The organism is Pseudomonas frederiksbergensis, from assembly GCF_003732705.1.
GTDB classification, from domain to species: domain Bacteria; phylum Pseudomonadota; class Gammaproteobacteria; order Pseudomonadales; family Pseudomonadaceae; genus Aquipseudomonas; species Aquipseudomonas frederiksbergensis_F.
The window spans coordinates 19243-40859 of the sequence record NZ_MOBR01000010.1 but is presented as its reverse complement, the minus strand read 5'-3'; the positions used below and the strand labels follow the sequence as shown (position 1 = coordinate 40859).

21 protein-coding genes are annotated in these 21617 nt (G+C 60.3%); 11 read left to right on the top strand and 10 right to left on the bottom strand.

Translation table 11 applies throughout. The features are described 5' to 3' along the window. The first annotated feature begins 126 nt into the window (after positions 1-126). Both BK667_RS14610 and BK667_RS14605 read left to right on the top strand, forming a co-directional pair. Positions 127-561 carry a hypothetical protein gene (locus tag BK667_RS14610; protein WP_123509983.1) on the top strand — a complete coding sequence of 145 codons (435 nt, stop codon included), beginning with the start codon at positions 127-129 and terminating at the stop codon, positions 559-561. Continuing rightward, on the top strand, positions 561-965 hold the full coding sequence (locus BK667_RS14605; RefSeq protein WP_123598034.1) for an META domain-containing protein: 405 nt from the start codon (positions 561-563) through the stop codon (positions 963-965). Before BK667_RS14610 ends, BK667_RS14605 begins: the two co-directional genes overlap by 1 nt. 213 nt (positions 966-1178) lie before the next feature. On the opposite strand, the gene BK667_RS14600 is transcribed toward BK667_RS14605, so the two are convergent. Then, positions 1179-1646, bottom strand: coding sequence for a TlpA disulfide reductase family protein (locus BK667_RS14600; RefSeq protein ID WP_123407090.1), 468 nt, complete (start codon positions 1644-1646; stop codon positions 1179-1181). A 114-nt stretch (positions 1647-1760) separates the two neighbouring features. Here BK667_RS14600 and arsC point away from each other — a divergent pair, with 114 nt between their 5' ends. Genes arsC through BK667_RS14585 form a run of 3 tightly spaced genes read left to right on the top strand, consistent with a single transcriptional unit; the run spans position 1761 to position 3134 of the window. Continuing rightward, positions 1761-2114, top strand: a complete 354-nt coding sequence (gene arsC / locus BK667_RS14595) for an arsenate reductase (glutaredoxin) (RefSeq protein WP_123509981.1) — start codon at positions 1761-1763, stop codon at positions 2112-2114. Continuing rightward, a complete protein-coding gene (gene wrbA, locus BK667_RS14590) occupies positions 2111-2707 on the top strand; it encodes an NAD(P)H:quinone oxidoreductase (protein WP_123509980.1) in 597 nt (198 codons plus the stop codon). Before arsC ends, wrbA begins: the two co-directional genes overlap by 4 nt. Before the next feature lies 1 nt (position 2708). Continuing rightward, positions 2709-3134 (top strand): DUF2069 domain-containing protein, encoded by a 426-nt coding sequence (locus BK667_RS14585; RefSeq protein ID WP_123509979.1) that lies wholly within the window; start codon positions 2709-2711, stop codon positions 3132-3134. Between the two features lie 143 nt (positions 3135-3277). On the opposite strand, the gene BK667_RS14580 is transcribed toward BK667_RS14585, so the two are convergent. After that, entirely contained in the window at positions 3278-3952 is a 675-nt protein-coding gene (locus BK667_RS14580; protein WP_054054851.1) for a DNA-3-methyladenine glycosylase I, read from the bottom strand. Between the two features lie 141 nt (positions 3953-4093). After that, positions 4094-4918: a tRNA 2-thiocytidine(32) synthetase TtcA gene (ttcA, locus tag BK667_RS14575; RefSeq protein WP_123598033.1), complete on the bottom strand. Its 825-nt coding sequence runs from the start codon at positions 4916-4918 to the stop codon at positions 4094-4096. Positions 4919-5291: 373 nt separating this feature from the next. Between ttcA and BK667_RS14570 the strand changes: the two genes are divergently transcribed. Together BK667_RS14570 and BK667_RS14565 are read left to right on the top strand one after the other, a co-directional pair. Then, a complete protein-coding gene (locus BK667_RS14570) occupies positions 5292-5894 on the top strand; it encodes a Yip1 family protein (protein ID WP_123598032.1) in 603 nt (200 codons plus the stop codon). Positions 5895-6035: 141 nt separating this feature from the next. After that, the gene (locus tag BK667_RS14565; RefSeq protein ID WP_123407102.1) at positions 6036-6530 is read left to right on the top strand and encodes a SprT family zinc-dependent metalloprotease; all 495 of its coding nucleotides are present in this window, start codon (positions 6036-6038) and stop codon (positions 6528-6530) included. Positions 6531-6639: 109 nt separating this feature from the next. Here the strand turns inward: BK667_RS14565 and BK667_RS14560 are convergent, their stop codons facing one another. Both BK667_RS14560 and BK667_RS14555 read right to left on the bottom strand, forming a co-directional pair. After that, a complete protein-coding gene (locus tag BK667_RS14560) occupies positions 6640-7821 on the bottom strand; it encodes a CaiB/BaiF CoA transferase family protein (RefSeq protein WP_123598043.1) in 1182 nt (393 codons plus the stop codon). Positions 7822-7996: 175 nt separating this feature from the next. Further along, on the bottom strand, positions 7997-9331 hold the full coding sequence (locus tag BK667_RS14555; protein WP_123509974.1) for a dicarboxylate/amino acid:cation symporter: 1335 nt from the start codon (positions 9329-9331) through the stop codon (positions 7997-7999). Positions 9332-9672: 341 nt separating this feature from the next. On the opposite strand from BK667_RS14555, the gene BK667_RS14550 reads away from it, so the two are divergent. After that, positions 9673-10671, top strand: coding sequence for an AraC family transcriptional regulator (locus BK667_RS14550; protein WP_123598031.1), 999 nt, complete (start codon positions 9673-9675; stop codon positions 10669-10671). 131 nt (positions 10672-10802) lie between these two features. On the opposite strand, the gene BK667_RS14545 is transcribed toward BK667_RS14550, so the two are convergent. The 3 genes from BK667_RS14545 to BK667_RS14535 form a co-directional block, all read right to left on the bottom strand. Beyond that, positions 10803-12149 (bottom strand): ATP-binding protein, encoded by a 1347-nt coding sequence (locus tag BK667_RS14545; protein ID WP_123598030.1) that lies wholly within the window; start codon positions 12147-12149, stop codon positions 10803-10805. After that, entirely contained in the window at positions 12146-12823 is a 678-nt protein-coding gene (locus tag BK667_RS14540) for a response regulator (RefSeq protein WP_054054836.1), read from the bottom strand. The genes BK667_RS14545 and BK667_RS14540 overlap by 4 nt, the downstream gene beginning before the upstream one ends. 120 nt (positions 12824-12943) lie before the next feature. Continuing rightward, positions 12944-13546 carry an outer membrane beta-barrel protein gene (locus BK667_RS14535; protein WP_123598029.1) on the bottom strand — a complete coding sequence of 201 codons (603 nt, stop codon included), beginning with the start codon at positions 13544-13546 and terminating at the stop codon, positions 12944-12946. Between the two features lie 145 nt (positions 13547-13691). Between BK667_RS14535 and BK667_RS14530 the strand changes: the two genes are divergently transcribed. Further along, positions 13692-14483: a dienelactone hydrolase family protein gene (locus BK667_RS14530; RefSeq protein ID WP_123509970.1), complete on the top strand. Its 792-nt coding sequence runs from the start codon at positions 13692-13694 to the stop codon at positions 14481-14483. A gap of 156 nt (positions 14484-14639) precedes the next feature. Next, positions 14640-15365 (top strand): 4'-phosphopantetheinyl transferase family protein, encoded by a 726-nt coding sequence (locus tag BK667_RS14525; RefSeq protein ID WP_221178476.1) that lies wholly within the window; start codon positions 14640-14642, stop codon positions 15363-15365. A 154-nt stretch (positions 15366-15519) separates the two neighbouring features. Here BK667_RS14525 and BK667_RS14520 read toward each other — a convergent pair whose 3' ends face one another. Further along, the gene (locus BK667_RS14520) at positions 15520-17130 is read right to left on the bottom strand and encodes an ATP-binding protein (RefSeq protein WP_123509968.1); all 1611 of its coding nucleotides are present in this window, start codon (positions 17128-17130) and stop codon (positions 15520-15522) included. Then, positions 17127-17849 carry a winged helix-turn-helix domain-containing protein gene (locus BK667_RS14515; RefSeq protein ID WP_123509967.1) on the bottom strand — a complete coding sequence of 241 codons (723 nt, stop codon included), beginning with the start codon at positions 17847-17849 and terminating at the stop codon, positions 17127-17129. Before BK667_RS14515 ends, BK667_RS14520 begins: the two co-directional genes overlap by 4 nt. A gap of 734 nt (positions 17850-18583) precedes the next feature. On the opposite strand from BK667_RS14515, the gene BK667_RS14510 reads away from it, so the two are divergent. Then, positions 18584-21478, top strand: coding sequence for a ribonucleoside-diphosphate reductase subunit alpha (locus tag BK667_RS14510; protein WP_123598028.1), 2895 nt, complete (start codon positions 18584-18586; stop codon positions 21476-21478). Positions 21479-21617 lie beyond the last annotated feature (139 nt).

The following is a 21617-nucleotide window of genomic DNA, read 5'->3' as shown; positions in this document are numbered from 1 at the left end:
CTTAGAGGTGTAAAAGCGGCAGTGTGCCATGAGTGGGCGGTTGATTTGAACCTGATCGAAGGTCATATGCCCGCGCCATGCTGCGTTGATGCCCGTGCTAGCATACCGCGCATATTTGGAGGACCCATGGTCGAACACGATTTCCGCTACAACCTGATGAACCCGCAGCACACCCTGACTGAATGCCGCGCCCTGGTGCCGGGGCGTTATCAAGTCACCGGCAACGGCGGCTCGATTCGCAATAATGACGTCCTGGTGGTCACCCTCAAAGGTGCAAAGGACTTGTCCATGCGCCTGACCGTCGAAACCGTCCGCCACCTGATCAACCCGCCCGGCCAATGGGTCGCGGTGGCCAGTGGTCCGGTGTTCGGCGAACTGGCGATCCACACCTGGAAGGTCAATTGCGACAGCTGCGCCAAAGAACTGAGCTTCGAGTTCGCGGTCGACGCCAAGCTGGGTAACAAGGCCGAAAAGCCTGCCGCCACCGCGCGGATTACCGAGTTGGGCTGGACCACCGCTGGCGAGAAACACCTGTGCCCAAAATGCCAGGAGCCTGCGTGATGAAACACCTTGCTCTGGCGGCCATGGTTGGCGCCAGTCTGATAGGCTGCGCCGCCGAACCGGTCCAACTGCAACAGAACCGCAGCTACATTCTGGAGTGGATCGGCGAACGGCCATTGATGGACTACAGCCACCTGACCATCACCCTCGGTGACGACGGCCGGGCCTACGGCAACGGCGGCTGCAACCACTGGTTCGCGCCGTACACCCTGGACGGCGACAAGCTGAGCTTCGGCAAAGTCGGCAGCACCCGTAAACTCTGTGCACCGGCGTTGATGGAGCAGGAAAAGCGTTTCCTGCAAGCGCTGGAAAATGTACAGCGCTGGGACATCTCGCCGATCGACCAGATGCGCTTCTGGCCGGCCGAGGGCAAGCCGTTGCGCTGGTGGCTTGAAGAGGGTTGATCCCTTCCTCACCGATCATTCCCACGCTCTGCGTGGGAATGCATCAAGTGACGCTCTGCGTCACAGGGACGCGGAGCGTCCGGGGCGGCATTCCCACGCAGAGCGTGGGAACGATCAAAAGCATGCGGTCTGCTCCCTTTCCCCCTCTCCCCTTTGGGGAGAGGGCTGGGGTGAGGGGTTGGATCTAAGGACCAACACCCATTTCAGTCCTACTCAATTCGTCGCCTTCAACTCCTCAAGCTTCGCCATCACCCCCGCCGCCGTCTGCTCGCCCATCAACTGTTCCCGCACCTTGCCCTTGTTATCGATGATGTACGTCACCGGCAACGCTTCACTGCGCGGCAAATCAAACAGCTCGGCCGGATCCTGGGCCAGCACGGTGAACTTGATCCCCAGTTTTTCACTAGCGCCCTTCAGTTCTTCACCCTGCACGTTGTCGAAGTTGACCCCGAACACGCCGATCTTCTTGCCCTTGAGTTCTTCGGCCAAAGCATTCAACTGTGGAATCTCGGTCCGGCACGGGCCACACCACTCGGCCCAGTAATTAAGCACGAACCACTGTTTATCGAGACGCCCGGCCGCGACTTTGTGACCGTCCTGGTCAATGCCATAGTCGTTGCCGCAGCCCCCCAGCATCAGCGCCCCGATGATCGCCAATGCCGCTGCCAATCGCCTTGTCATGTCGTGATCCTTGTTCAAAATTGAATGCGCCTGCGACCCATCGCCTCCCGAGGTTCTGGATTGCGCGCTGCACAGTTAGAATAGCCGTCACCTTACGCAAGATGCGACCCGCACATGACCGATCTGACGCTTTATCACAACCCGCGCTGCTCGAAATCCCGCGGTGCGCTCGAACTGCTCGAAGCCCGTGGCCTGACCCCGACTGTGGTCCGCTACCTCGAAACCCCGCTGGACGCCGCGCAACTCCAGGGCCTGCTGAAAAAGCTCGGGATCAACGCCCGGCAATTGCTGCGCACCGGTGAGGATGAATACAAAACCCTCAACCTCGCCGATGCCAGCCTGACCGAGGCGCAATTGATCGCAGCCATCGCCGCGCACCCCAAACTCATGGAGCGGCCGATTCTGGAAGTCGGCGACAAAGCCGTCATCGGCCGTCCGCCGGAGAATGTGCTGGAGCTGTTGCCGTGAGCGCGCCGTACATTCTGGTTCTGTATTACAGCCGCAGCGGCTCGACCAATGAAATGGCCCGGCAGATTGCCCGGGGTGTCGAGCAGTCCGGGATGGAAGCGCGACTGCGCACGGTGCCGGCGATTTCCACCGAGTGTGAAGCGGTGTCGCCGGACATTCCGGACGAAGGTGCGCTGTACGCCAGCCTCGATGACCTGAAGAACTGCGCGGGCCTGGCCCTCGGCAGCCCGACCCGTTTCGGCAACATGGCGGCGCCGCTCAAGTACTTCCTCGACGGCACCAGCAACCTGTGGCTGACCGGCGCCCTCGTTGGCAAACCGGCCGGGGTGTTCACTTCCACCGCGAGCCTGCATGGCGGCCAGGAAACCACCCTGCTGTCGATGATGTTGCCGTTGCTGCACCACGGCATGCTGATCACCGGCCTGCCCTACAGCGAGTCGGCCTTGCTGGAAACCCGTGGTGGCGGCACGCCGTACGGCGCCAGTCATCACGCCGGGGCCGACGGCAAGCAGGGTTTGAATGAGCATGAAGTCGCGCTGTGCCGGGCCCTGGGCCTGCGCCTGGGCAAAACCGCGCAAAAGCTGGAGGGCTGACATGGCGAAGAAACCGAAGATTCTGCCCTCGATCGAATGGCTCGAACCCCGGGTCCGGGCGATGCGCGCGGTCAGCCTGCTGTGCTTTTTCGGTCTGGTGGGGTTGCTGTGTGCCTACTACCTGCTGGTCGCCGACCTGCATGGCGCTCGGCCGTGGGTGATTTTGCTGATCGAACTGGTGCCGCTGCTGTTGTTGGCGCCGGGGATGATTGTCGGCAGCGCCCGCGGGCATTCGTGGATGTGCTTTGTGGTGAATTTGTATTTCATCAAGGGCGCACTGGCCGCGTATGACCCGAACCGGCAGCTGTTTGGTTTGCTGGAGATGGGCGCGAGCCTGGCGGTGTTTTGCTCGGCGCTGTTGTATGTGCGGTGGCGGTTTCAGTTGAATCGCAAGTTGGCTGGCGAGGGTGAGATCTCCGTCGCCTGACTGTCTACAGTGATCGTTCCCACGCTCTGCGTGGGAATGCATCAAGTGACGCTCCGCGTCACAGGGACGCAGAGCGTCCCGGGCGGCATTCCCACGCGGAGCGTGGGAACGATCAACGCAGAGTATGGGAACGATCCTGCGCGTCAATGATTGACGGTATACGCAAGCATCATCGATATCTGGCTCATCGCCCGCCCGCCACTCTGTTCATGCCACTGGTTGAACACGTCCTGCACCAACGCCAGATCCCGCTGGCTGGTCGGCACCTTGTCGACGATCTTCTGCGCATTCAACCCCGCGACCACGTCGTAGCTCGGCACAAACGTATCCTTGCCGACCATGCGCAAGAAACGCGGCGCCGACAACCCGCCCAGTTGATGACCGCGCTTTTTCAGGAAGGTCCACAAGCCAACGATATCGGTCACCGGCCACTCGGCGATCAATTCGCCAAAACTGCCCTTTTCATGGGCCACATCGAGAATGAATTGCGCATTGCGCGGCACGCTCTTGAGCTTGCCCAGGTGGCGGATGATCCGCGCGTCCTGCATCAGGCGCTCCAGGTGTTCGGCGCTCATCAGCACGACTTTTTCCGGGTCGAACTTGAAGAACACTTCTTCGAAGGACGGCCACTTGGCGTCCACCAGGCTGTGCTTGAGCCCGGCGCGAAACACCCGCAGCGCCATGGTCGAGAGGTAACGGTCATCGCTGATCTTGCGCAATTGCGCCGGGGTCTTGGGGACCGGCAGATGGGCTTCCAGTTCAGCCGCCGAACCGAAGCGGTTCAGACAGTACTCGTGTAGCCACTTGTAATCGCGCATGCCCTCTCCTGAGGATTGAAACGAAACTGATGTGGGAAAACTAATGTGGGAGCGAGCCTGCTCGCGAAGACGGTGTGCCAGTCAATAGAGATGGCGACTGGCACACTGCCTTCGCGAGCAGGCTCGCTCCCACAGTTTTGATCAGAGATTGACCACGTTGACGAACCGCGAAGCGGCGGTTTCATCAATGCGCAAGTTGGTGAAGTCAAACAGGTTACGATCCGCCAATTGCGACGGCTGCACATTCTGCAGACTGCGGAAAATGCTGTCGACGCGCCCCGGGGTCTTGCGCTCCCAGTCTTGCAGCATGTCCTTGACCACCTGGCGTTGCAGGTTTTCCTGGGAGCCGCAGAGGTTGCACGGGATGATCGGGAATTGCTTGAAGTCCGAGTAGGCCTGGATGTCTTTTTCGTTGCAGTAGGCCAACGGACGGATCACCACGTTGCGCCCGTCGTCGGCGCGCAGTTTCGGCGGCATGGCCTTGAGCGAACCGTTGAAGAACATGTTGAGGAAGAACGTCTCGACGATGTCGTCGCGGTGGTGACCGAGGGCCATCTTGGTCGCGCCGATTTCATCAGCAAAGGTGTACAACGTGCCACGACGCAGGCGCGAACACAGCGAGCAGGTGGTCTTGCCTTCCGGAATCAGTTCCTTGACCACCGAATAGGTGTCTTTCTCGACGATGTGGTATTCGACGCCCAATGCCTTGAGATAGGCCGGCAGTACGTGCTCGGGGAAACCGGGCTGCTTCTGGTCCATGTTCACGGCGACGATGTCGAACTTGATCGGTGCGACCTTCTGAAAATGCATCAGCACATCGAGCAGGGTGTAGCTGTCCTTGCCACCGGACAGGCAGACCATGACCTTGTCGCCGTCTTCAATCATGTTGAAATCGGCAACAGCCTCACCGGCCTGGCGGCGAAGGCGCTTTTGCAGTTTGTTCTGGTTGACCGTGAGAGTGCCCATGACGCGAAATCCGTGAGGAGTGACGAAAGGCCGGCATTTTACGCAAAAATTTTCCATCGGCGAAGAGCCCACTATCCCCCTGTGGGAGCGAGCCTGCTCGCGAATGCGGTGGATCAGTCGACACAACATTGCCTGACACACCGCATTCGCGAGCAGGCTCGCTCCCACAGTGGATTGTGGTGACAGACCCGCTCGCGATTAACAGAGGTGTTTACAGCGCGATTTGCTCTAACGCCCTGCAACCTGCGCCGGTAACTCCTTTCTATACTGCGACATAAGGTCGCATACATATCCAGACCTTTACTTACTTGGCCCCTTTGGCCCGTAGGCGCTCCGCTGGGGGGCGATGGTAAAAACAAGAGGAGTGACTGGCATGATCCATCACGTAGTGGGGCTCTTCACCCACCCCGATCAGGAATGGAAAGACATCCGTGGCGACCAGGAAGAAAGCATCAGCCACATGTACCTTACCCACACGCTAATTCTGGCGGCCATCCCGGCTGTTTCGGCCTTTATCGGTACCACCCAGGTCGGCTGGGTCATTGGCAGTCGGGCGCCGGTGATGCTGACCACAGAGAGCGCGCTATGGATGACGATCATGTCGTACGTGGCGATGCTTGGCGGCGTGGCCGTGATGGGCGCGTTCATCCACTGGATGGCCCGCACCTATGACGCCAACCCGAGCCTGGCCCGTTGCGTCGCGTTTGCCACCTACACCGCGACACCGCTGTTCGTCGGCGGGCTGGCAGCGCTGTATCCACACATGTGGCTGGGGATGATCATCGGCACGGCGGCCATCTGCTACACGGTGTACCTGCTGTATGTGGGGTTGCCGACCTTCATGAACATTCCATCGGACGAGGGATTCCTGTTTTCAAGCTCGGTGCTGGCTGTAGGCCTGGTGGTGTTGGTCGCCATCATGGCGTTTACCGTTATTGTCTGGGGACTCGGCGTGGGGCCGGTCTATACGAATTAACCTTTGCATAAAACAAGATCTGCCAATACAGGCCGCCGCAAGGCGGCCTTCTAATGAGCGGGGCACGACCATTCGGCGCCTCACTGATTCGCAAGTCCCGGGGGTTGCGGCATACTCGACGTCTCTGGAGATCCATCAAGCATGCCCGAGCAACTCAATACCCGCGTCGAAGACTGTTTCCAACAAGCTGAATCCTTTTTCAAACGACCTTTCAAACGCCCTGTGGTGAGCCTCAAGCTGCGCGGGCAAAAAGCTGGGGTCGCGCATCTGCATGAGAACCTGCTGCGTTTCAACCCGCAGCTGTACCGGGAAAACACAGAAGACTTCCTCAAGCAGACCGTGGCCCACGAAGTCGCGCACCTGATCGCCCATCAGTTGTTCGGCGACCGCATCCAGCCCCACGGCGAAGAGTGGCAACTGATCATGCGCGGCGTGTACGAACTGCCGCCCAACCGTTGCCACACCTACGACGTCAAACGCCGCAGCGTGACCCGCTACATCTACAAATGCCCGTGCGCCGACAGCGATTTCCCGTTTTCGGCGCAGCGGCATAGTTTGGTAAGGCAGGGGCGGCGGTATTTGTGTCGCAGATGCCGCAGTACCTTGGTGTTTAGTGGGGAGATGCGGGTCGAGTGACCGCATGATCGTTCCCACGCTCCTGCGTGGGAATGCCGCCATGGACGCTCCGCGTCCTCTGTGACGCGGAGCGTCACGGGATGCATTCCCACGCGGAGCGTGGGAACGATCAATTTACGACTTTCGCCGCTCGCAATTCCTTGATCCGCTGCGCACTGAACCCCAACTCCCCCAACACCTGATCCGTATGCGCCCCCACCGCCGCCCCGATAAACCGTGGCGCCGGCAATCCCTCGGAAAACTTCAACGGACACGCCATCTGTTGCTGAGTCGAGCCATCCCCCCGAGGCACTTCAGTCACCACGCCCCGCGCCTTTAACTGCGGATGCCGCACCGCCTCGCCCACGCTCAACACCGGCTCGACACACGCATCGACCCCGGCAAACAACGCGCATAACTGGGCAAAGTCACGCTTCTCGAATTCCATTTTCAACTCATTCTTCAGCGCCTGTTGCTGCTCGGGTTTGGGCGATAGCCCTTGGGCCGCCAGTTCCGGGCGCTCCAGCGCCGTACACAGTTGCTGCATGAACGCCGGTTCCAGGCTGCCCACCGACAACCAGCGGCCATCCCGCGAACGGTAATAGTCGTAGAAGCTGCCACCATTGAGCATCTGCTCGTCGCGCCCCGGTTCCACGCCGCAAGCCAGATACCCGGCACCCGCCATGGCATTCAGGCTGAAGGCGCAGTCGGTCATGCTCACGTCCAGATGCTGTCCCTGCCCCGTCTGCTGCCGGGCGATCACCGCCGCCAACAGGCCGATCACCCCGTGCAACGAACCACCGGCGATATCCGCCACTTGCATGCCCAACGGCACCGGACCGCTGTCGGCGCGGCCGGTGTAGCTCGACAGTCCGGCCAGCGCCAGGTAGTTGATGTCGTGGCCAGCGCGGTCCTTGTAGGGGCCGGTCTGGCCATAACCGGTGATCGAGACGTAGATCAGTTTCGGATTGATCGCCTTCAACGCCGCATAACCCAGGCCCAAGCGCTCCATCACGCCGGGGCGGAACTGTTCCAGCACGATGTCGTAATCCGCCAGTAACTGCTTGATCACTTCCAGTGCTTCGGGCTGCTTGAGGTCCAGGGCCAGGCTGCGTTTGTTGCGATTCAAATAAGCGTGGCTGGCGGAGACGCCCTGATCGTGGGGCGGCAGCACCCGCAGCAGGTCCATGCGGGTCGGCGATTCGATGCGCAGCACCTCGGCGCCCATGTCTGCCAGCAACAACGAGGCGAACGGCCCCGGCAGCAGTGTCGAGAAATCCAGAACCTTGAGTGATGCCAGTGGACCAAGCATGGGAATAAGTGATGCCAGTGGACCAAGCATGGGAATACTCCGTGAGCGATGCCTCCAGACTAGGCAACCGAGGGCATTGCAGCAATCACCTGATGGGTCAGCAAAAGTGGCCGTTTCGCTCAAACCGCAGGCATGAAAAAACCCGCCGAAGCGGGTTTTTTCAGTACAGCCTGTCTTATTTGACGTTGCTTGGGGTTGGGCCTTCGGCCACACCCAGGTCGTCTTCAACGCGCTCGTCGGAGATACCGCGACCACCAGAAGCCAGCTCGGCGTGCATCACGTCGGTGTCCAGCTCCTTGACCCACTTGGCCACCACCAGGGTGGCAACAGCGTTACCTACCAGGTTGGTCAGCGCGCGGGCTTCGGACATGAAGCGGTCGATGCCGAGGATCAGCGCCAGACCGGCAACCGGCAAGTGGCCAACAGCGGACAGCGTGGCAGCCAGGACGATGAAGCCCGAACCGGTCACGCCGGCAGCGCCTTTGGAGGACAGCAGCAACACCACCAGCAGGGTGATCTGGTGCGTGATGTCCATGTGGGTGTCGGTCGCCTGAGCGATGAACACGGCCGCCATGGTCAGGTAGATCGCGGTACCGTCGAGGTTGAACGAGTAACCGGTCGGGATCACCAGGCCTACGACGGATTTCTTCGCGCCCAGACGCTCCATTTTGATCAGCATGCGTGGCAGTACCGATTCCGAAGAAGAAGTACCCAGTACGATCAGCAGTTCTTCACGGATGTAGCGAATCACTTTCAGCACGCTGAAGCCGTGGGCGCGAGCGATACCGCCCAGCACCACCAGCACGAACAGCAGGCAAGTAATGTAGAAGCACGCCATCAACTGACCCAGTTGCACCAGCGAACCCACACCGTAGGCACCGATGGTGAACGCCATGGCGCCCAGGGCACCGAGTGGCGCGAGCTTCATGATCATGTTGATGATGTTGAACATCACGTGGGCGAAACGATCGATGAAGTCCAGGATCGGCTTGCCGTAGGCACCCAGGCGATGCAGGGCGAAACCGAAGATCACCGAGAACATCAGCACTTGCAGGATATCGCCAGTGGCGAACGCGCCGAAGATGGTGTTCGGGATGACGTTGAGCAGGAAGCCGATAACGCTTTGATCAGCACCAGCGGCGACGTATTGAGCGACTTTGGAGGCATCCAGCGTGGTCACGTCGATGTGCATGCCGGCGCCCGGCTGGACGACATTGACCACCACCAGACCGACCAGCAGTGCGATGGTCGAAACGATTTCGAAGTACAGCAGCGCGTAGCCGCCGGTCTTGCCGACCGATTTCATGCTCTGCATGCCCGCGATACCGCTGACGACGGTGCAGAAGATGATCGGGGCGATGATCATTTTGATCAGTTTGATGAACCCGTCACCCAGTGGCTTGAGGGCCACACCGGTCTGCGGGTAGAAGTGACCGACCAGGATGCCGATGGCGATGGCAACGATCACCTGGAAATACAGGGATTTGTACAGTGGCTGACGAGTCGTCATTGCAAAGTTCCTCAAGAGTGCCCCATCACAACATCCATCTGTTGCCCGTGACACTTCATTTGCGAACCCTCCTGCACTGGAGGGATTTGTTTTGTCGAGCTGCGCAACGGCAGGCATCTGCCCGTTATATCGCAAAGCCCGTGCCACCTTCGCCGAATTCCCTGCAAGCCTTTTGACATCAAGGCCTGCAGGGTTTTCTTTGTCACCGGTCGGTTACAGCAATGTGGCGGAATTCCGCCGTTCCTACAAACATCGTCCTACAATATGGCGGATATCCGCCTTGTCCCTTGCCAAGTCCTGCCGCTACCATCGGCCGCTTAATGGACGGACCTGCCCTTTCTATGCGCGAACGCACCATCGCCAGTCATTTCGCCCGTGCCGCCCTCGGTGGTGCGCGTCGGCGTGGCTATGATTATTCCGGGCTGTTGTTACAACTGGGGATCAGCCCCGAGTTGCTCGACGAGCCCCGGGCACGCATCGCGCCGGAGCAGTTCACCCACCTGATCCAGAGCCTGTGGCTGGCGCTGGACGATGAATACCTGGGGTTCGGCAAGGTATCGAGCAAACCCGGCAGTTTCGCCATGATGTGCCATGCCATCATCCATTGCCGCAATCTGGAGAAAGCACTGCATCGCGGCTTATTGTTTTATAGCCTATTCCCCGACGCTCCGCGCCTGACCCTGAGCCGCGAGGACGAAATGATCCGCTTGAGCCTGGACGATTCGCAATTGTGGGACCCGGATCACTTTCTCAGCGAATCCCTGCTGGTGATCTGGCATCGCCTCGGCAGCTGGCTGATCGGCCAGCGCATTCGCCTGGAACAAGCGACATTCAGTTACCCGAAACCCGAACACGGCGCCGAATACGATCTAATGTTTCCCTGCCCGCAGGTGTTTTCGACGTCCCACAGCAGCCTGCTGTTTCACAGTCGCTACCTGGCCATGCCGTTGCTGCAGGACGAGCGAACCCTCAAGCATTTCCTCGAACGCTCCCCCGCCGACCTGTTGTCACGCCCGGACGACGGCGACAGTTTGAGCAGCCAGTTGCGCCGTTTGCTCAGCCGCGACAGTGCTCGCTGGCCGGACCTGGAAGCCGTCGCCACGCACCTGCACATCAGCCCGCAGACCTTGCGTCGGCATTTGCGTGAAGAAGGCAGCAGTTTTCAGGAATTGAAAGACCAGTTGCGCCGGGATATTGCGATTTATCACCTCGGGCGCGCGGATCTGTCGTTGCAACAGATTGCCGAACAGTTGGGGTTTTCCGAGCCGTCGGCTTTTCATCGGGCGTTCAAGAAATGGACTGGACTTACCCCTGGCGCCTATCGCGCGCAGGAAAACTGAAGCCCCCCCGGATCGTTCCCACGCTCTGCGTGGGAATGCAGCCCGGGACGCTCTGCGTCCCAAAGAGCCGAACGCGGAGCGTCCGTTGAGGCATTCCCACGCGGAGCGTGGGAACGATCATCAAACGATCATTACATCACCGGAAAATGAATCCGGAACGCTGCACCCCCCATGGCCGAATCTCCCAGGGTCAATTTGGCGCTGTAGCTTTCAATAATGTCCTTGACCACCGCCAACCCGATCCCCTGCCCCGGATGCTGGCGATCCAGCCGTTCGCCCCTTTGCAGAATCCGCGCGCGCTGGTCCGGCGGCACGCCCGGCCCGTCATCTTCCACGCATAACTCAATCCCGCTCAGGGTTTCGCGCACGCTGATGCGCACTTCGCTCAGACACAGGCGATAGGCGTTTTCCAGCAGGTTGCCCATCATTTCCAGCAAGGCGCCCTGCTCGATCGGCACGTAACACTGGTCCGGCAAATCGAAAGCCACCCGCACGCGTTTGTCGCGGTAGACCTTGTCCAGCGTGTCGCACAGGCTTTGCAGCACCGGGCGCAGGCGCACCTGATGGCGCACCAGGCCGCTTTTGCGCAGGCTGGCGCGCTGCAATTGATAGCTGATCTGCTGGCTCATGCGTTCGATCTGCGATTGCAGCACCCAGGCCTGATCACGATCCGCCGGGCGCTGGGCCATGTCCTCGCTGACGCTTTGCAACACTGTCAACGGGGTTTTCAGGCTGTGGGCCAGGTCGTCGAGGGAATCGCGATAACGGCTGCGTTGCTCGCGTTCGCTGTGCAGCAAACGGTTGAGGGAGCCGGTCAGGCGCAGCAGTTCTCGGGGGTGTTCTTCGGTGAGGCTTTCCCGGGTGCCGCTTTCGATTTCATCCAGTTCCTGGCTCAACCGGCGCAACGCCTGCAAGCCCCAGGTCAGGCCGATCCACAGCAATGCCAGCAACACCAGTAATGCCGCGCCGAAGCCCAGGTAAAGGTTTTCCCGCAGGCCTTCAACGGTGACTTCGTACTCGCGCACCGGTTGCAAGGCGACGATGCTGAACGCCGCGCTTTTGCCGCCCAGCAGTTTGACTTCGACGTCGTAGACGAAGAACTCCTGGCCGTTGGCTTCACGAATCCGTGCGAACTCATTCCCGCGCCCGTCATAGCGCGGCTTGTAGTTGATGTTTTCTTCCTGGGTGGCTTTCGAGCGCCAGACCAGATGCCCTTCGCGGTCGTAGATGTAGCCGAGCAAACGGCTGTCAGTCAGGTTGAAACGCTCATCGGGCAATTGCAAAGGCATCTGCAAGCGATTGCCTTCCACCCGTGCGGCGGAGATCAACGTGGTGACGTCCGAGGCCAGGCGTTGCTCGATGGAATCCTGCAACGCCAGGCTGAACGCGCCCTGCATCGCCGGCAGCAACGCCAGCATGAACAACACCGCCAACAGGGTGGCGGCGAGCATCAGGCGAACGCGAAGGGAACGAATCAAGTGCAGCGCTCATTGAACAGATAGCCGAGGCCACGCACGGTATCGATCGGCTTGAACCCGGCCGGGCCTTCGAGTTTGCGGCGCAGACGGCCGACCAGCACTTCGATCACATTCGGATCGCGCTCGTCGTCGTCCGGGTAGAGCTGTTCCATCAAGCGGTCCTTGGCCACCACTTGCTGGTGATGGCGCATCAGGTACTCGAGGATCCGATACTCATACGCGGTCAGCGCCAGCGGCTGATCATCGAGGGACGCCTGCTTGCGGTTGAGGTCGAGCAGCAAGGGACCGGCGACGATGGTCGACTGGGTGAAGCCGCTGGAGCGGCGCAACAAGGCATTGAGCCGGGCGTCCAGCTCTTCGAACTGGAACGGCTTGACCACGTAGTCGTCGGCACCGGCGGCCAAGCCTTCGACCTTGTCCTGCCAGTTGCCGCGGGCGGTGAGGATCAGGATCGGAAAGGTCTTGCCCCGGGAGCGCAGCTGACGAATCAGGTCGAGGCCGCCCATGCCCGGCAGACCGAGGTCGATCACCGCCAGGTCATGGTTGAACTGCTCAGTCTGGTACAGCGCCTCTTCGGCGTTGGCCACGGATTCGACCACGTGGCCGCTATCCGTCAGGCGGGTTTGCAGGTGATGGCGCAACAGCGCTTCATCTTCGACGACCAGCAGTTTCATAACGCTCTCCCGGGCAAAACAACATCTCCAGAGGCATGCGCACATGCCTCGAGGGTCAACATGGCAACGCCGGATCACCCTTTTTGGGTGACCCGGCGCAGGTCTGTCACGAACCGCTTATCAAAAAGCGTAGTTGGCAGACAGGTACGTCTGGGCGCTGCTGTTCAAGGCCAGCGACCCTTGTTTGCTACCACCGCGCTCGCTCATTTCGGTGCTGGCATTGCTGCGCAGGTAACGGTAACCCAGCTCGACCGAGGTGTTCTGGGAAACTTGCTGCAACACACCGACCTGGCCGCCGAGGGCGTAACCGATGTCGCTGTCGCGGCTGAAGCCTGGGGACTCTTGAGTCATTTTGGTGATACCGGCCGTGGCACCGCCGAACAACTGGGTGCTGCCGCCTACCGGGTAGAACAAATCGTAGCTGCCCAGCAGGTTTTCCTGGCGCAGTTTAATGCCATTGTGCGAGCCCGACACGTTGTCGTAAGTGGCGTAGTAACGGCCCTGGCTGTTTTGCTGGCCCAGACGCACACCCCAAGTGGTGTCCTTGCCGATCACGCCATCGGCGTTCGGGCTGTTGAGGTTGTCGTTCAAGGCGTGGGATTTTTTAACCTTGTCGCTGGTTTGGCCGAGCGTCAGGCCGGCGAAGGTTTCGTCGGTGGCGTGGGCCGCGGCGCTGGCGCTCAAAACGGTGAAAGCCAGAAGCAGTTTTTTCAATCCAGTCATAGGAAGTTTCCTTATGCGCTATCGCTTTTTGGGTACGGGGCAAGGTTACTCACCCGGCCCTGAACTCCCCCTGAACGCACTCTGAACCTAAGCTGAATCAAATCGACTAGGCTGATTTGACGACTTTCTTTCAGGAGAACCGACCATGCGCATGTTCCTTGCCCTCGTCTTGCTGGCCGTGAGCGGGCTGACCCAGGCTGCGATCAAGACCCAGGAAATCCCTTACCAGAGCACCGACGGCACGAAAATGATCGGCTACTACGCCTATGACGACGCGATCAAAGGCCCGCGCCCGGGCGTGGTGGTGGTGCATGAATTCTGGGGACTCAACGATTACGCCAAGCGCCGGGCACGGGACCTCGCTGGGCTGGGTTACAGCGCGTTGGCCATCGACATGTATGGCGGCGGCAAAAATACCGAGCATCCGAAGGACGCCATGGCGTTCATGCAAGAGGCGCTGAAAGATAGCGCGGTGGCCAGTGCGCGCTTCCAGGCCGGGCTCGATGTGTTGAAGCAACAGCCGCAGACCGATCCGAACAAACTCGCGGCCATCGGTTATTGCTTCGGCGGTGGCGTGGTGTTGAATGCAGCGCGCCAGGGCTTGCCGTTGAAGGGCGTGGTGAGTTTCCACGGTGCGCTGGCGACGAACACGCCGGCAACACCGGGCAGCGTGAAGGCGAAAATCCTCGTCGAGCATGGCGCCAAGGACAGCATGATCACCCCGGACAATGTGGCGGCGTTCAAGTCGGAAATGGACAAGGCTGGGGCTGACTACAAGTTCGTCAGCCTGGCGGATGCCAAGCATGGGTTTACCAATCCGGATGCAGACCGGTTGGGCCATGGTGATCATGGCGGGCCGGATATTGGCTACAACAAAGCGGCGGATGAGCGTTCGTGGGCGGATATGAAGGCGTTCTTCAAGAAGATTTTTAGCTGACACACTGATCGTTCCCACGGTCCCCGTGGGAATGCAGCCCAGGACGCTCCGCGTCCTCTGTGACGCGGAGCGTCACTGGATGCATTCCCACGCAGAGCGTGGGAACGATCCGCGTGGGGCTACCCAGCATCAATCCAACCCGGCAAAATGCCCGCCATGACCTCGACCCCCGCCCTACCCGCCTGCTGCACCCCACTCGAGCCACACTGGCCGTTGCCCTTTGTGCTGCCCGATACCGTGCTGCTGAGCACTCACTTCGACACCTCGCAACTGGCCATCGATGATTTCCAGCGCAGCGCCATCGCGCCGCCGGCGAGCATCCAGCGTTCGGTGGCCAAGCGTCAGGCAGAGTTTCTCGCCGGACGGGTCTGTGCCCGGGCCGCGTTGCAACAATTGGAAGGGCTGAGTTTTGTCCCGGAGATTGGCGAAGACCGCGCACCGGTGTGGCCGGCGCACATTGCCGGGTCGATCACCCACAGCACCGGCCGAGCCGCGGCGATTGTCGCGAACAAGGCGCACTGGCGCGGCCTGGGCATGGACCTGGAAAACCTGCTCAACGTTGAACGGGCCGAGCGCCTGGCCGGGGAAATTCTCACCCCTGCGGAGTTACAGCGCATGGCCGCGGGACCAAGCGATCAAGTGGCGTTGCTGGTGACCCTGACGTTTTCAGTGAAGGAAAGCCTGTTCAAGGCGTTGTATCCGATCGTTCAACAGCGCTTTTATTTTGAACATGCGGAGGTGCTGGAGTGGACCGTGGACGGCCAGGTGCGGTTGCGGTTGCTGACTGATTTGTCCAGCGAATGGCGCAACGGGACTGAGCTGGAGGCGCAGTTTGGGGTGCAGGATGGGCAGTTGTTGAGTTTGGTCAGTATCAGGGCCTGAGTATTTGCAGTGTCTGGAAGGGCCTCTTCGCGGGCAAGCCTCGCTCCTACAGGTTTCGCGTCATGCCCGCCCCATACGTTTCGAGTCATGCCCGCCCCCGCCCTTGTAGGAGCGAGGCTTGCCCGCGAAGGCGATTGCCCAGGCACCAACGATCTCAACGCTTCTCCTGATTCCTCGGCCAACTCAAGCTGAAACACGCCCCACCCAGGCTTTTGCTCTTGCTGATCAGCGCCCGCCCACCATGCCAATGCACAATCCGCCGCACGATGGACAACCCTAACCCATGCCCGCCCGACGCGCGGGTGCGGCTGTCATCGAGCCGCAAGAACGGCGTGAAGATTTTCTCCCAGGCGACTTCCGGCACGCCCGGCCCGTCATCCTCGACATCCACCCGACAGCGTAACTGCCCGACCTGATAACTGACGGTCACCCGCGACTGGGCATGGCGCATGGCGTTGCTGACCAGGTTCTGCAAGGCGCGGTGCAGGTAGCGCGGTTCGGCTTCGACCCAGGCATCGTCACAATCGGCGGCCGACAGGCACAACCCGCGTTGCACCGTGACTTCGGCGCGCAACGGCGCCAGTTCCTCGATCACCTGATTGACCAACGCATCCAGATCGACACGCTGGAAATTCAGCGCCGGAGAGCCCTGCTCCAACCGCGCGTAAGTCAGCATTTCATCGACCAATTTATCGAGATCTTCTATGTCGTGGTCCATGCCTTCGCGGTACTTTTCCAGCGCCTGGGGGGTGGTGGCCGAGCCGATCATCTCCAGGCCAAAACGCAGACGCGCCACGGGTGTGCGCAGTTCGTGGGACACCGCGCGCACCAGTTCACGCTGGATCGCCAGCAACTGCTGCAAGTGCTCGGCCATGCCGTTGAACGCCGACGCCAGGCGCCCGACCGAATCCGCACCGCGCGCCGGGACGCGGGTTTCCAGACTGCCCTTGGCGATGCGCGTGGCGGCGGCTTCGAGGCCGCGCAAACGGCGCTCCAGTTGCCGCACCAACAGGTAGACGATCAAACCGATCAGCGACAAGCCGAGGGCGGCGATCAGCACCAGCCACTCTGGCGGATACGGGTTCATCTGAAACAGCGGGCCGATCTCCAGCACCCACGGCGTGCCGACCATGCCGGCAAACACGCGGATCGAATCGCCGCCCTTGCCCAGCGCCATCACCGTATCGCCCTCGGACACCCGGCGGCTTTGGTCCTCGTCCATGTCTGCCTGTTCGACCGTGACCAGCCGCAGGTCAAAACCAAAACCTTTGTCTTCCTTCAATTGCGCCAGGCGCTTGGGTTGCTCGGCGACCGGGTAGCGCACCAGTTCGTCGGCCAGCAGGTAAATGGTCGCCCGCGCCAGTTGTTCGCTGATCTGCTGCACTTCGCCGGTGAGCACCAGTTGTTCTTTGTCGCTGACCAAGCGGTAAACCTTTGCCGCATGGGGCCCGGTCTGCTCGACCAAGGCTTGGCCACGCAGCACCCGGGTGCGCTGGGTCAGGTCGAGGTCGGTCTGGGAGAAGGTTTGCAGCGCCAGAGGAATCCCCAGCAGGCGCTCCCACACCAGCAACGCGCGGTGGCGCTCGGTCTCGTTCATCGGTTGCAGGTTGTCGGCCATCAGCGAAAACGTGCCGTGGGCCAGGCGTTCACGGTATTGCTCGCTGCGCACCTGGTTCAGCAGGTGTAGCGCCAGCACACCGAGCACCGCCACGAGGATCAGCGCCGCGCACATGCCGCCGTAAATGCGCAGGAAGATCGAATTCACAGCGGCAGGTCTACGCAGGCTTCCGGCACGAACAAATAACCTTTACTGCGCACGGTCTTGATCAGCCGTGGATGCTCCGGGTCGTCGCCGATTTTCGGGCGGATGCGCGAGATGCGCACGTCGATGGAGCGGTCCTGGCCGTCATAGCCAATGCCGCGCAGGGCGGTGAAGATTTCTTCCCGGGACAAAATGCGCCCGGCGTTGGCCACCAGCAGCCACAGCAGGTCGAACTCGGCGCTGGTCAGTTCGATGCCGTGGTCATTGAGCCAGGCTTCGCGCAACGCGTTGTCCACCACCAGCGGACCGAATTGCAAACGGCGGAGTTTTTCCGGGGCCACTTCCGGGGCTTCGCTGCGGCGCAACAAGGCCTGGATGCGTGCCAGCAACAAACGCGGGCGCACCGGTTTGCACACGTAGTCGTCGGCGCCCAGGTCCAGGCCGAGAATCTGATCGGTGTCGTCGGTGCGGGCAGTGAGCATCAGGATCGGGCCGTCGTACTTGTCGCGCACCTTGCGGCAAATGCTCAGGCCGTCTTCGCCGGGCAGCATCAGGTCGAGGATCACCAGGTCCGGTTGCTCCTTGATGATCCGCACGGCGGCCAGGGCACCGTTGCCTTCGATCGATACGCGCAGGCCATTGGCTTCCAGGTAATCGCGGGTCAGTTCGGCCAGACGCTGGTCGTCTTCGACAATCAATACCTGCCAGGCTTCTTGCTCCACGGGTGACCTCTGCTTGCCAACAACACTAATAAGAAAGGATCCGCCCGTCTTTTTGTAATGATTGGGGAGGATAAAAATGCGTGTGTACCGGCCGATTGTATAAACGTCGCTCAACGAGAAAACAAGTCGGCAAATGCGTTCGGACAACCCGGTTTTTTGTGATAGGGTTCGCGCCCTTAAAAAACCGCCCAGGCTGTTTTCGATTGTGAAAATACCGTGACAAACGGTCTACTCCAGTAGGGTCGCGGCCTACACGCTGTTTCCACGTTTCACACACAATTTACGCACAGGTTTATCCACAGGTAGTACGTTGCAATCACCCCCCAAAACGCATTATCTTGTACCTCGGCGCTGAAAAAACCCTACATGTAGGGTTTTAGCCAAAAAACCAAACACAAATCAGACACCGATTTCAAGCGCTTTTATTGCCTTTGTCTGGTTGAACCAAACGTATTTCAAGAAGCCCAAACCGCACGAGCGGATGGCGACTGTTTTTGAGCCCAAAACGGCAAAAACGGTACGGGTGTTGCAGTCCCCAACTGTCACCCAACACGAATTCGGTCTTCAGCCCATGGCTTGGGACCAAAGACTTCGGCATGGAAGCGGCGCCCTATAGCCCCCTTCCGACTGTCCCGAAGTTGTTATGCCCGGCGCTCGCTGGTTGTAGTGCTTCAGGACGGAACGGTGGGCACCGTGATGGTGCCCAAACAAACATAGAGAACGTGGAGACACCCATGCAAACCGACACAACTCGCGAGAACCCGCAGGGCACCTTGCCGCAGGCCGCTGATTCGACTTCGGATCTGTCCGCCACCGCGCCTGGCCAACTGCGCGTGATCAAGCGTAACGGCACTGTCGTTCCTTACACCGATGACAAAATCACCGTCGCCATCACCAAAGCGTTTCTCGCAGTTGAGGGCGGCACCGCTGCTGCCTCGTCGCGAATCCACGACACCGTTGCCCGCCTGACCGAACAAGTCACCGCGACCTTCAAGCGTCGCATGCCTTCGGGCGGCACCATCCACATCGAAGAAATCCAGGACCAGGTTGAACTGGCCTTGATGCGTGCCGGCGAGCAGAAAGTCGCTCGCGACTACGTGATCTACCGTGACGGTCGTTCGAAAGAACGCGCTGCCCACGCACCGACCGAAGAAACCGTCAACGCTCACCCGTCGATCCGTATCACCCGCGCCGATGGCACCTTTGCGCCTCTGGACATGGGTCGCCTGAACACCATCGTCACCGAAGCGTGCGAAGGCCTGGAAGAAGTCGACGGCGACCTGATCCAGCGCGAGACCCTGAAAAACCTGTACGACGGCGTGGCCCTGACCGACGTCAACACCGCCCTGGTGATGACCGCCCGTACCCTGGTTGAGCGTGAGCCGAACTACTCGTTCGTTACCGCCCGCCTGCTGATGGACACCCTGCGTGCCGAAGGCCTGAGCTTCCTGCAAGTCGCTGAAAGCGCCACTCACCACGAAATGGTCGACCTGTACGCCAAGGCCCTGCCTTCGTACATCGCCAAGGGTATCGAATTCGAATTGCTGAACCCGATCCTGGCCACTTTTGACCTGGAAAAACTCGGCAAGGCGATCAACCACGAGCGCGATCAGCAGTTCACGTACCTGGGCCTGCAAACCCTGTACGACCGTTACTTCATCCACAAGGACGGTATCCGCTTCGAACTGCCGCAGATCTTCTTCATGCGCGTGGCCATGGGCCTGGCGATCGAAGAGAAGAACAAGGAAGACCGTGCGATCGAGTTCTACAACCTGTTGTCGTCCTTCGACTACATGTCCTCGACCCCGACCCTGTTCAACGCCGGCACCCTGCGTCCACAGCTGTCGAGCTGCTACCTGACCACCGTGCCGGATGACCTGTCGGGCATCTATCACGCGATCCACGACAACGCCATGTTGTCCAAATTTGCGGGCGGCCTGGGCAACGACTGGACCCCGGTTCGTGCCTTGGGTTCGTACATCAAGGGCACCAACGGCAAATCCCAGGGCGTTGTTCCGTTCCTCAAAGTAGTGAACGACACCGCCGTTGCCGTTAACCAGGGTGGCAAGCGCAAAGGCGCTGTATGTGCCTACCTGGAAACCTGGCACATGGACATCGAGGAGTTCATCGAGCTCCGTAAGAACACCGGTGATGATCGTCGTCGTACCCACGACATGAACACCGCCAACTGGATCCCTGACCTGTTCATGAAGCGCGTCTTCGATGACGGCCCGTGGACCCTGTTCTCGCCATCCGAAGTACCGGATCTGCACGACCTGACCGGCAAGGCCTTCGAAGAGCGTTACGAGTACTACGAAGCCCTGTCCCAGTACCCAGGCAAGATCAAGCTGTTCAAGACCATCCAGGCCAAAGACCTGTGGCGCAAAATGCTGTCCATGCTGTTTGAAACCGGCCACCCATGGCTGACCTTCAAAGACCCGTGCAACCTGCGCAGCCCGCAGCAGCACGTGGGCGTGGTCCACAGCTCGAACCTGTGCACCGAGATCACCTTGAACACCAACAAGGACGAGATCGCCGTTTGCAACCTGGGCTCGATCAACCTGCCGAACCACATCACCAACGGCAAGCTGGACACCGCCAAGCTGGAACGCACCGTGAACACCGCCGTTCGCATGCTCGATAACGTGATCGACATCAACTACTACTCGGTGCCACAAGCGAAGAACTCCAACTTCAAGCACCGTCCGGTCGGCCTGGGCATCATGGGCTTCCAGGATGCGCTGTACCTGCAGCACATTCCTTACGGTTCCGACGCGGCCGTCGAGTTCGCCGACAAGTCCATGGAAGCGGTCAGCTACTACGCGATCCAGGCTTCCTGCGACCTGGCCGACGAGCGCGGCGCCTACGAGACGTTCCAGGGTTCGCTGTGGTCCAAAGGCATCCTGCCGCTGGATTCGCAACAGATCCTGATCGAGCAACGTGGCCAGAAGTACATCGACGTTGACCTGAACGAATCCCTGGACTGGGCACCGGTTCGTGCCCGTGTACAGAAAGGCATTCGTAACTCCAACATCATGGCCATCGCACCGACCGCGACCATCGCCAACATCACTGGCGTCTCGCAGTCGATCGAACCGACCTACCAGAACCTCTACGTGAAATCGAACCTGTCGGGCGAATTCACCGTGATCAACCCGTACCTGGTTCGCGACCTGAAGGCTCGCGGTCTGTGGGACTCGGTCATGATCAACGACCTGAAGTACTACGACGGTTCGGTGCAGCAAATCGAGCGCATCCCGCAAGAACTCAAAGAGCTCTACGCGACGGCTTTCGAAGTGGACACCAAGTGGATCGTTGACGCGGCCAGCCGTCGTCAGAAGTGGATCGACCAGGCGCAGTCCCTGAACCTGTACATCGCCGGCGCTTCGGGCAAGAAGCTGGACGTGACCTACCGCATGGCTTGGTATCGTGGCCTGAAAACCACTTACTACCTCCGTGCCCTGGCCGCGACCAGCACCGAGAAGTCGACCATCAACACCGGCAAGCTGAACGCTGTTTCCAGCGGCGGCAACCACGGTGAAGATTCGGTCCTGGCCGCTCCCGCCGGTCCTGCTCCAGTGCCGAAGGCTTGCGCCATCGACGAGCCGGATTGCGAAGCTTGCCAATAAGCTGAGCCGGTAGGCGCTGAAAGGCGCTTATCTGAAACCCCCGATGAGCCTCTGGCTGATCGGGGGTTTTCTTTTGTCTGGAGGAAAGAAAGTTCCGGGCGAAAAAAACGGCGAAACCTCAACTTCAGGTTTCGCCGTT

Excerpts from the sequence above, each read along its gene's own strand:
- BK667_RS14610 (WP_123509983.1), top strand. The coding sequence starts at position 127 with ATGGTCGAACACGATTTCCGCTACAACCTGATGAACCCGCAGCACACC.
- BK667_RS14605 (WP_123598034.1), top strand. The coding sequence starts at position 561 with ATGAAACACCTTGCTCTGGCGGCCATGGTTGGCGCCAGTCTGATAGGC.
- BK667_RS14600 (WP_123407090.1), bottom strand. The coding sequence starts at position 1,646 with ATGACAAGGCGATTGGCAGCGGCATTGGCGATCATCGGGGCGCTGATG.
- arsC (WP_123509981.1), top strand. The coding sequence starts at position 1,761 with ATGACCGATCTGACGCTTTATCACAACCCGCGCTGCTCGAAATCCCGC.
- BK667_RS14585 (WP_123509979.1), top strand. The coding sequence starts at position 2,709 with ATGGCGAAGAAACCGAAGATTCTGCCCTCGATCGAATGGCTCGAACCC.
- BK667_RS14580 (WP_054054851.1), bottom strand. The coding sequence starts at position 3,952 with ATGCGCGATTACAAGTGGCTACACGAGTACTGTCTGAACCGCTTCGGT.
- ttcA (WP_123598033.1), bottom strand. The coding sequence starts at position 4,918 with ATGGGCACTCTCACGGTCAACCAGAACAAACTGCAAAAGCGCCTTCGC.
- BK667_RS14570 (WP_123598032.1), top strand. The coding sequence starts at position 5,292 with ATGATCCATCACGTAGTGGGGCTCTTCACCCACCCCGATCAGGAATGG.
- BK667_RS14565 (WP_123407102.1), top strand. The coding sequence starts at position 6,036 with ATGCCCGAGCAACTCAATACCCGCGTCGAAGACTGTTTCCAACAAGCT.
- BK667_RS14560 (WP_123598043.1), bottom strand. The coding sequence starts at position 7,821 with ATGCTTGGTCCACTGGCATCACTCAAGGTTCTGGATTTCTCGACACTG.
- BK667_RS14555 (WP_123509974.1), bottom strand. The coding sequence starts at position 9,331 with ATGACGACTCGTCAGCCACTGTACAAATCCCTGTATTTCCAGGTGATC.
- BK667_RS14550 (WP_123598031.1), top strand. The coding sequence starts at position 9,673 with ATGCGCGAACGCACCATCGCCAGTCATTTCGCCCGTGCCGCCCTCGGT.
- BK667_RS14540 (WP_054054836.1), bottom strand. The coding sequence starts at position 12,823 with ATGAAACTGCTGGTCGTCGAAGATGAAGCGCTGTTGCGCCATCACCTG.
- BK667_RS14535 (WP_123598029.1), bottom strand. The coding sequence starts at position 13,546 with ATGACTGGATTGAAAAAACTGCTTCTGGCTTTCACCGTTTTGAGCGCC.
- BK667_RS14530 (WP_123509970.1), top strand. The coding sequence starts at position 13,692 with ATGCGCATGTTCCTTGCCCTCGTCTTGCTGGCCGTGAGCGGGCTGACC.
- BK667_RS14525 (WP_221178476.1), top strand. The coding sequence starts at position 14,640 with ATGACCTCGACCCCCGCCCTACCCGCCTGCTGCACCCCACTCGAGCCA.
- BK667_RS14510 (WP_123598028.1), top strand. The coding sequence starts at position 18,584 with ATGCAAACCGACACAACTCGCGAGAACCCGCAGGGCACCTTGCCGCAG.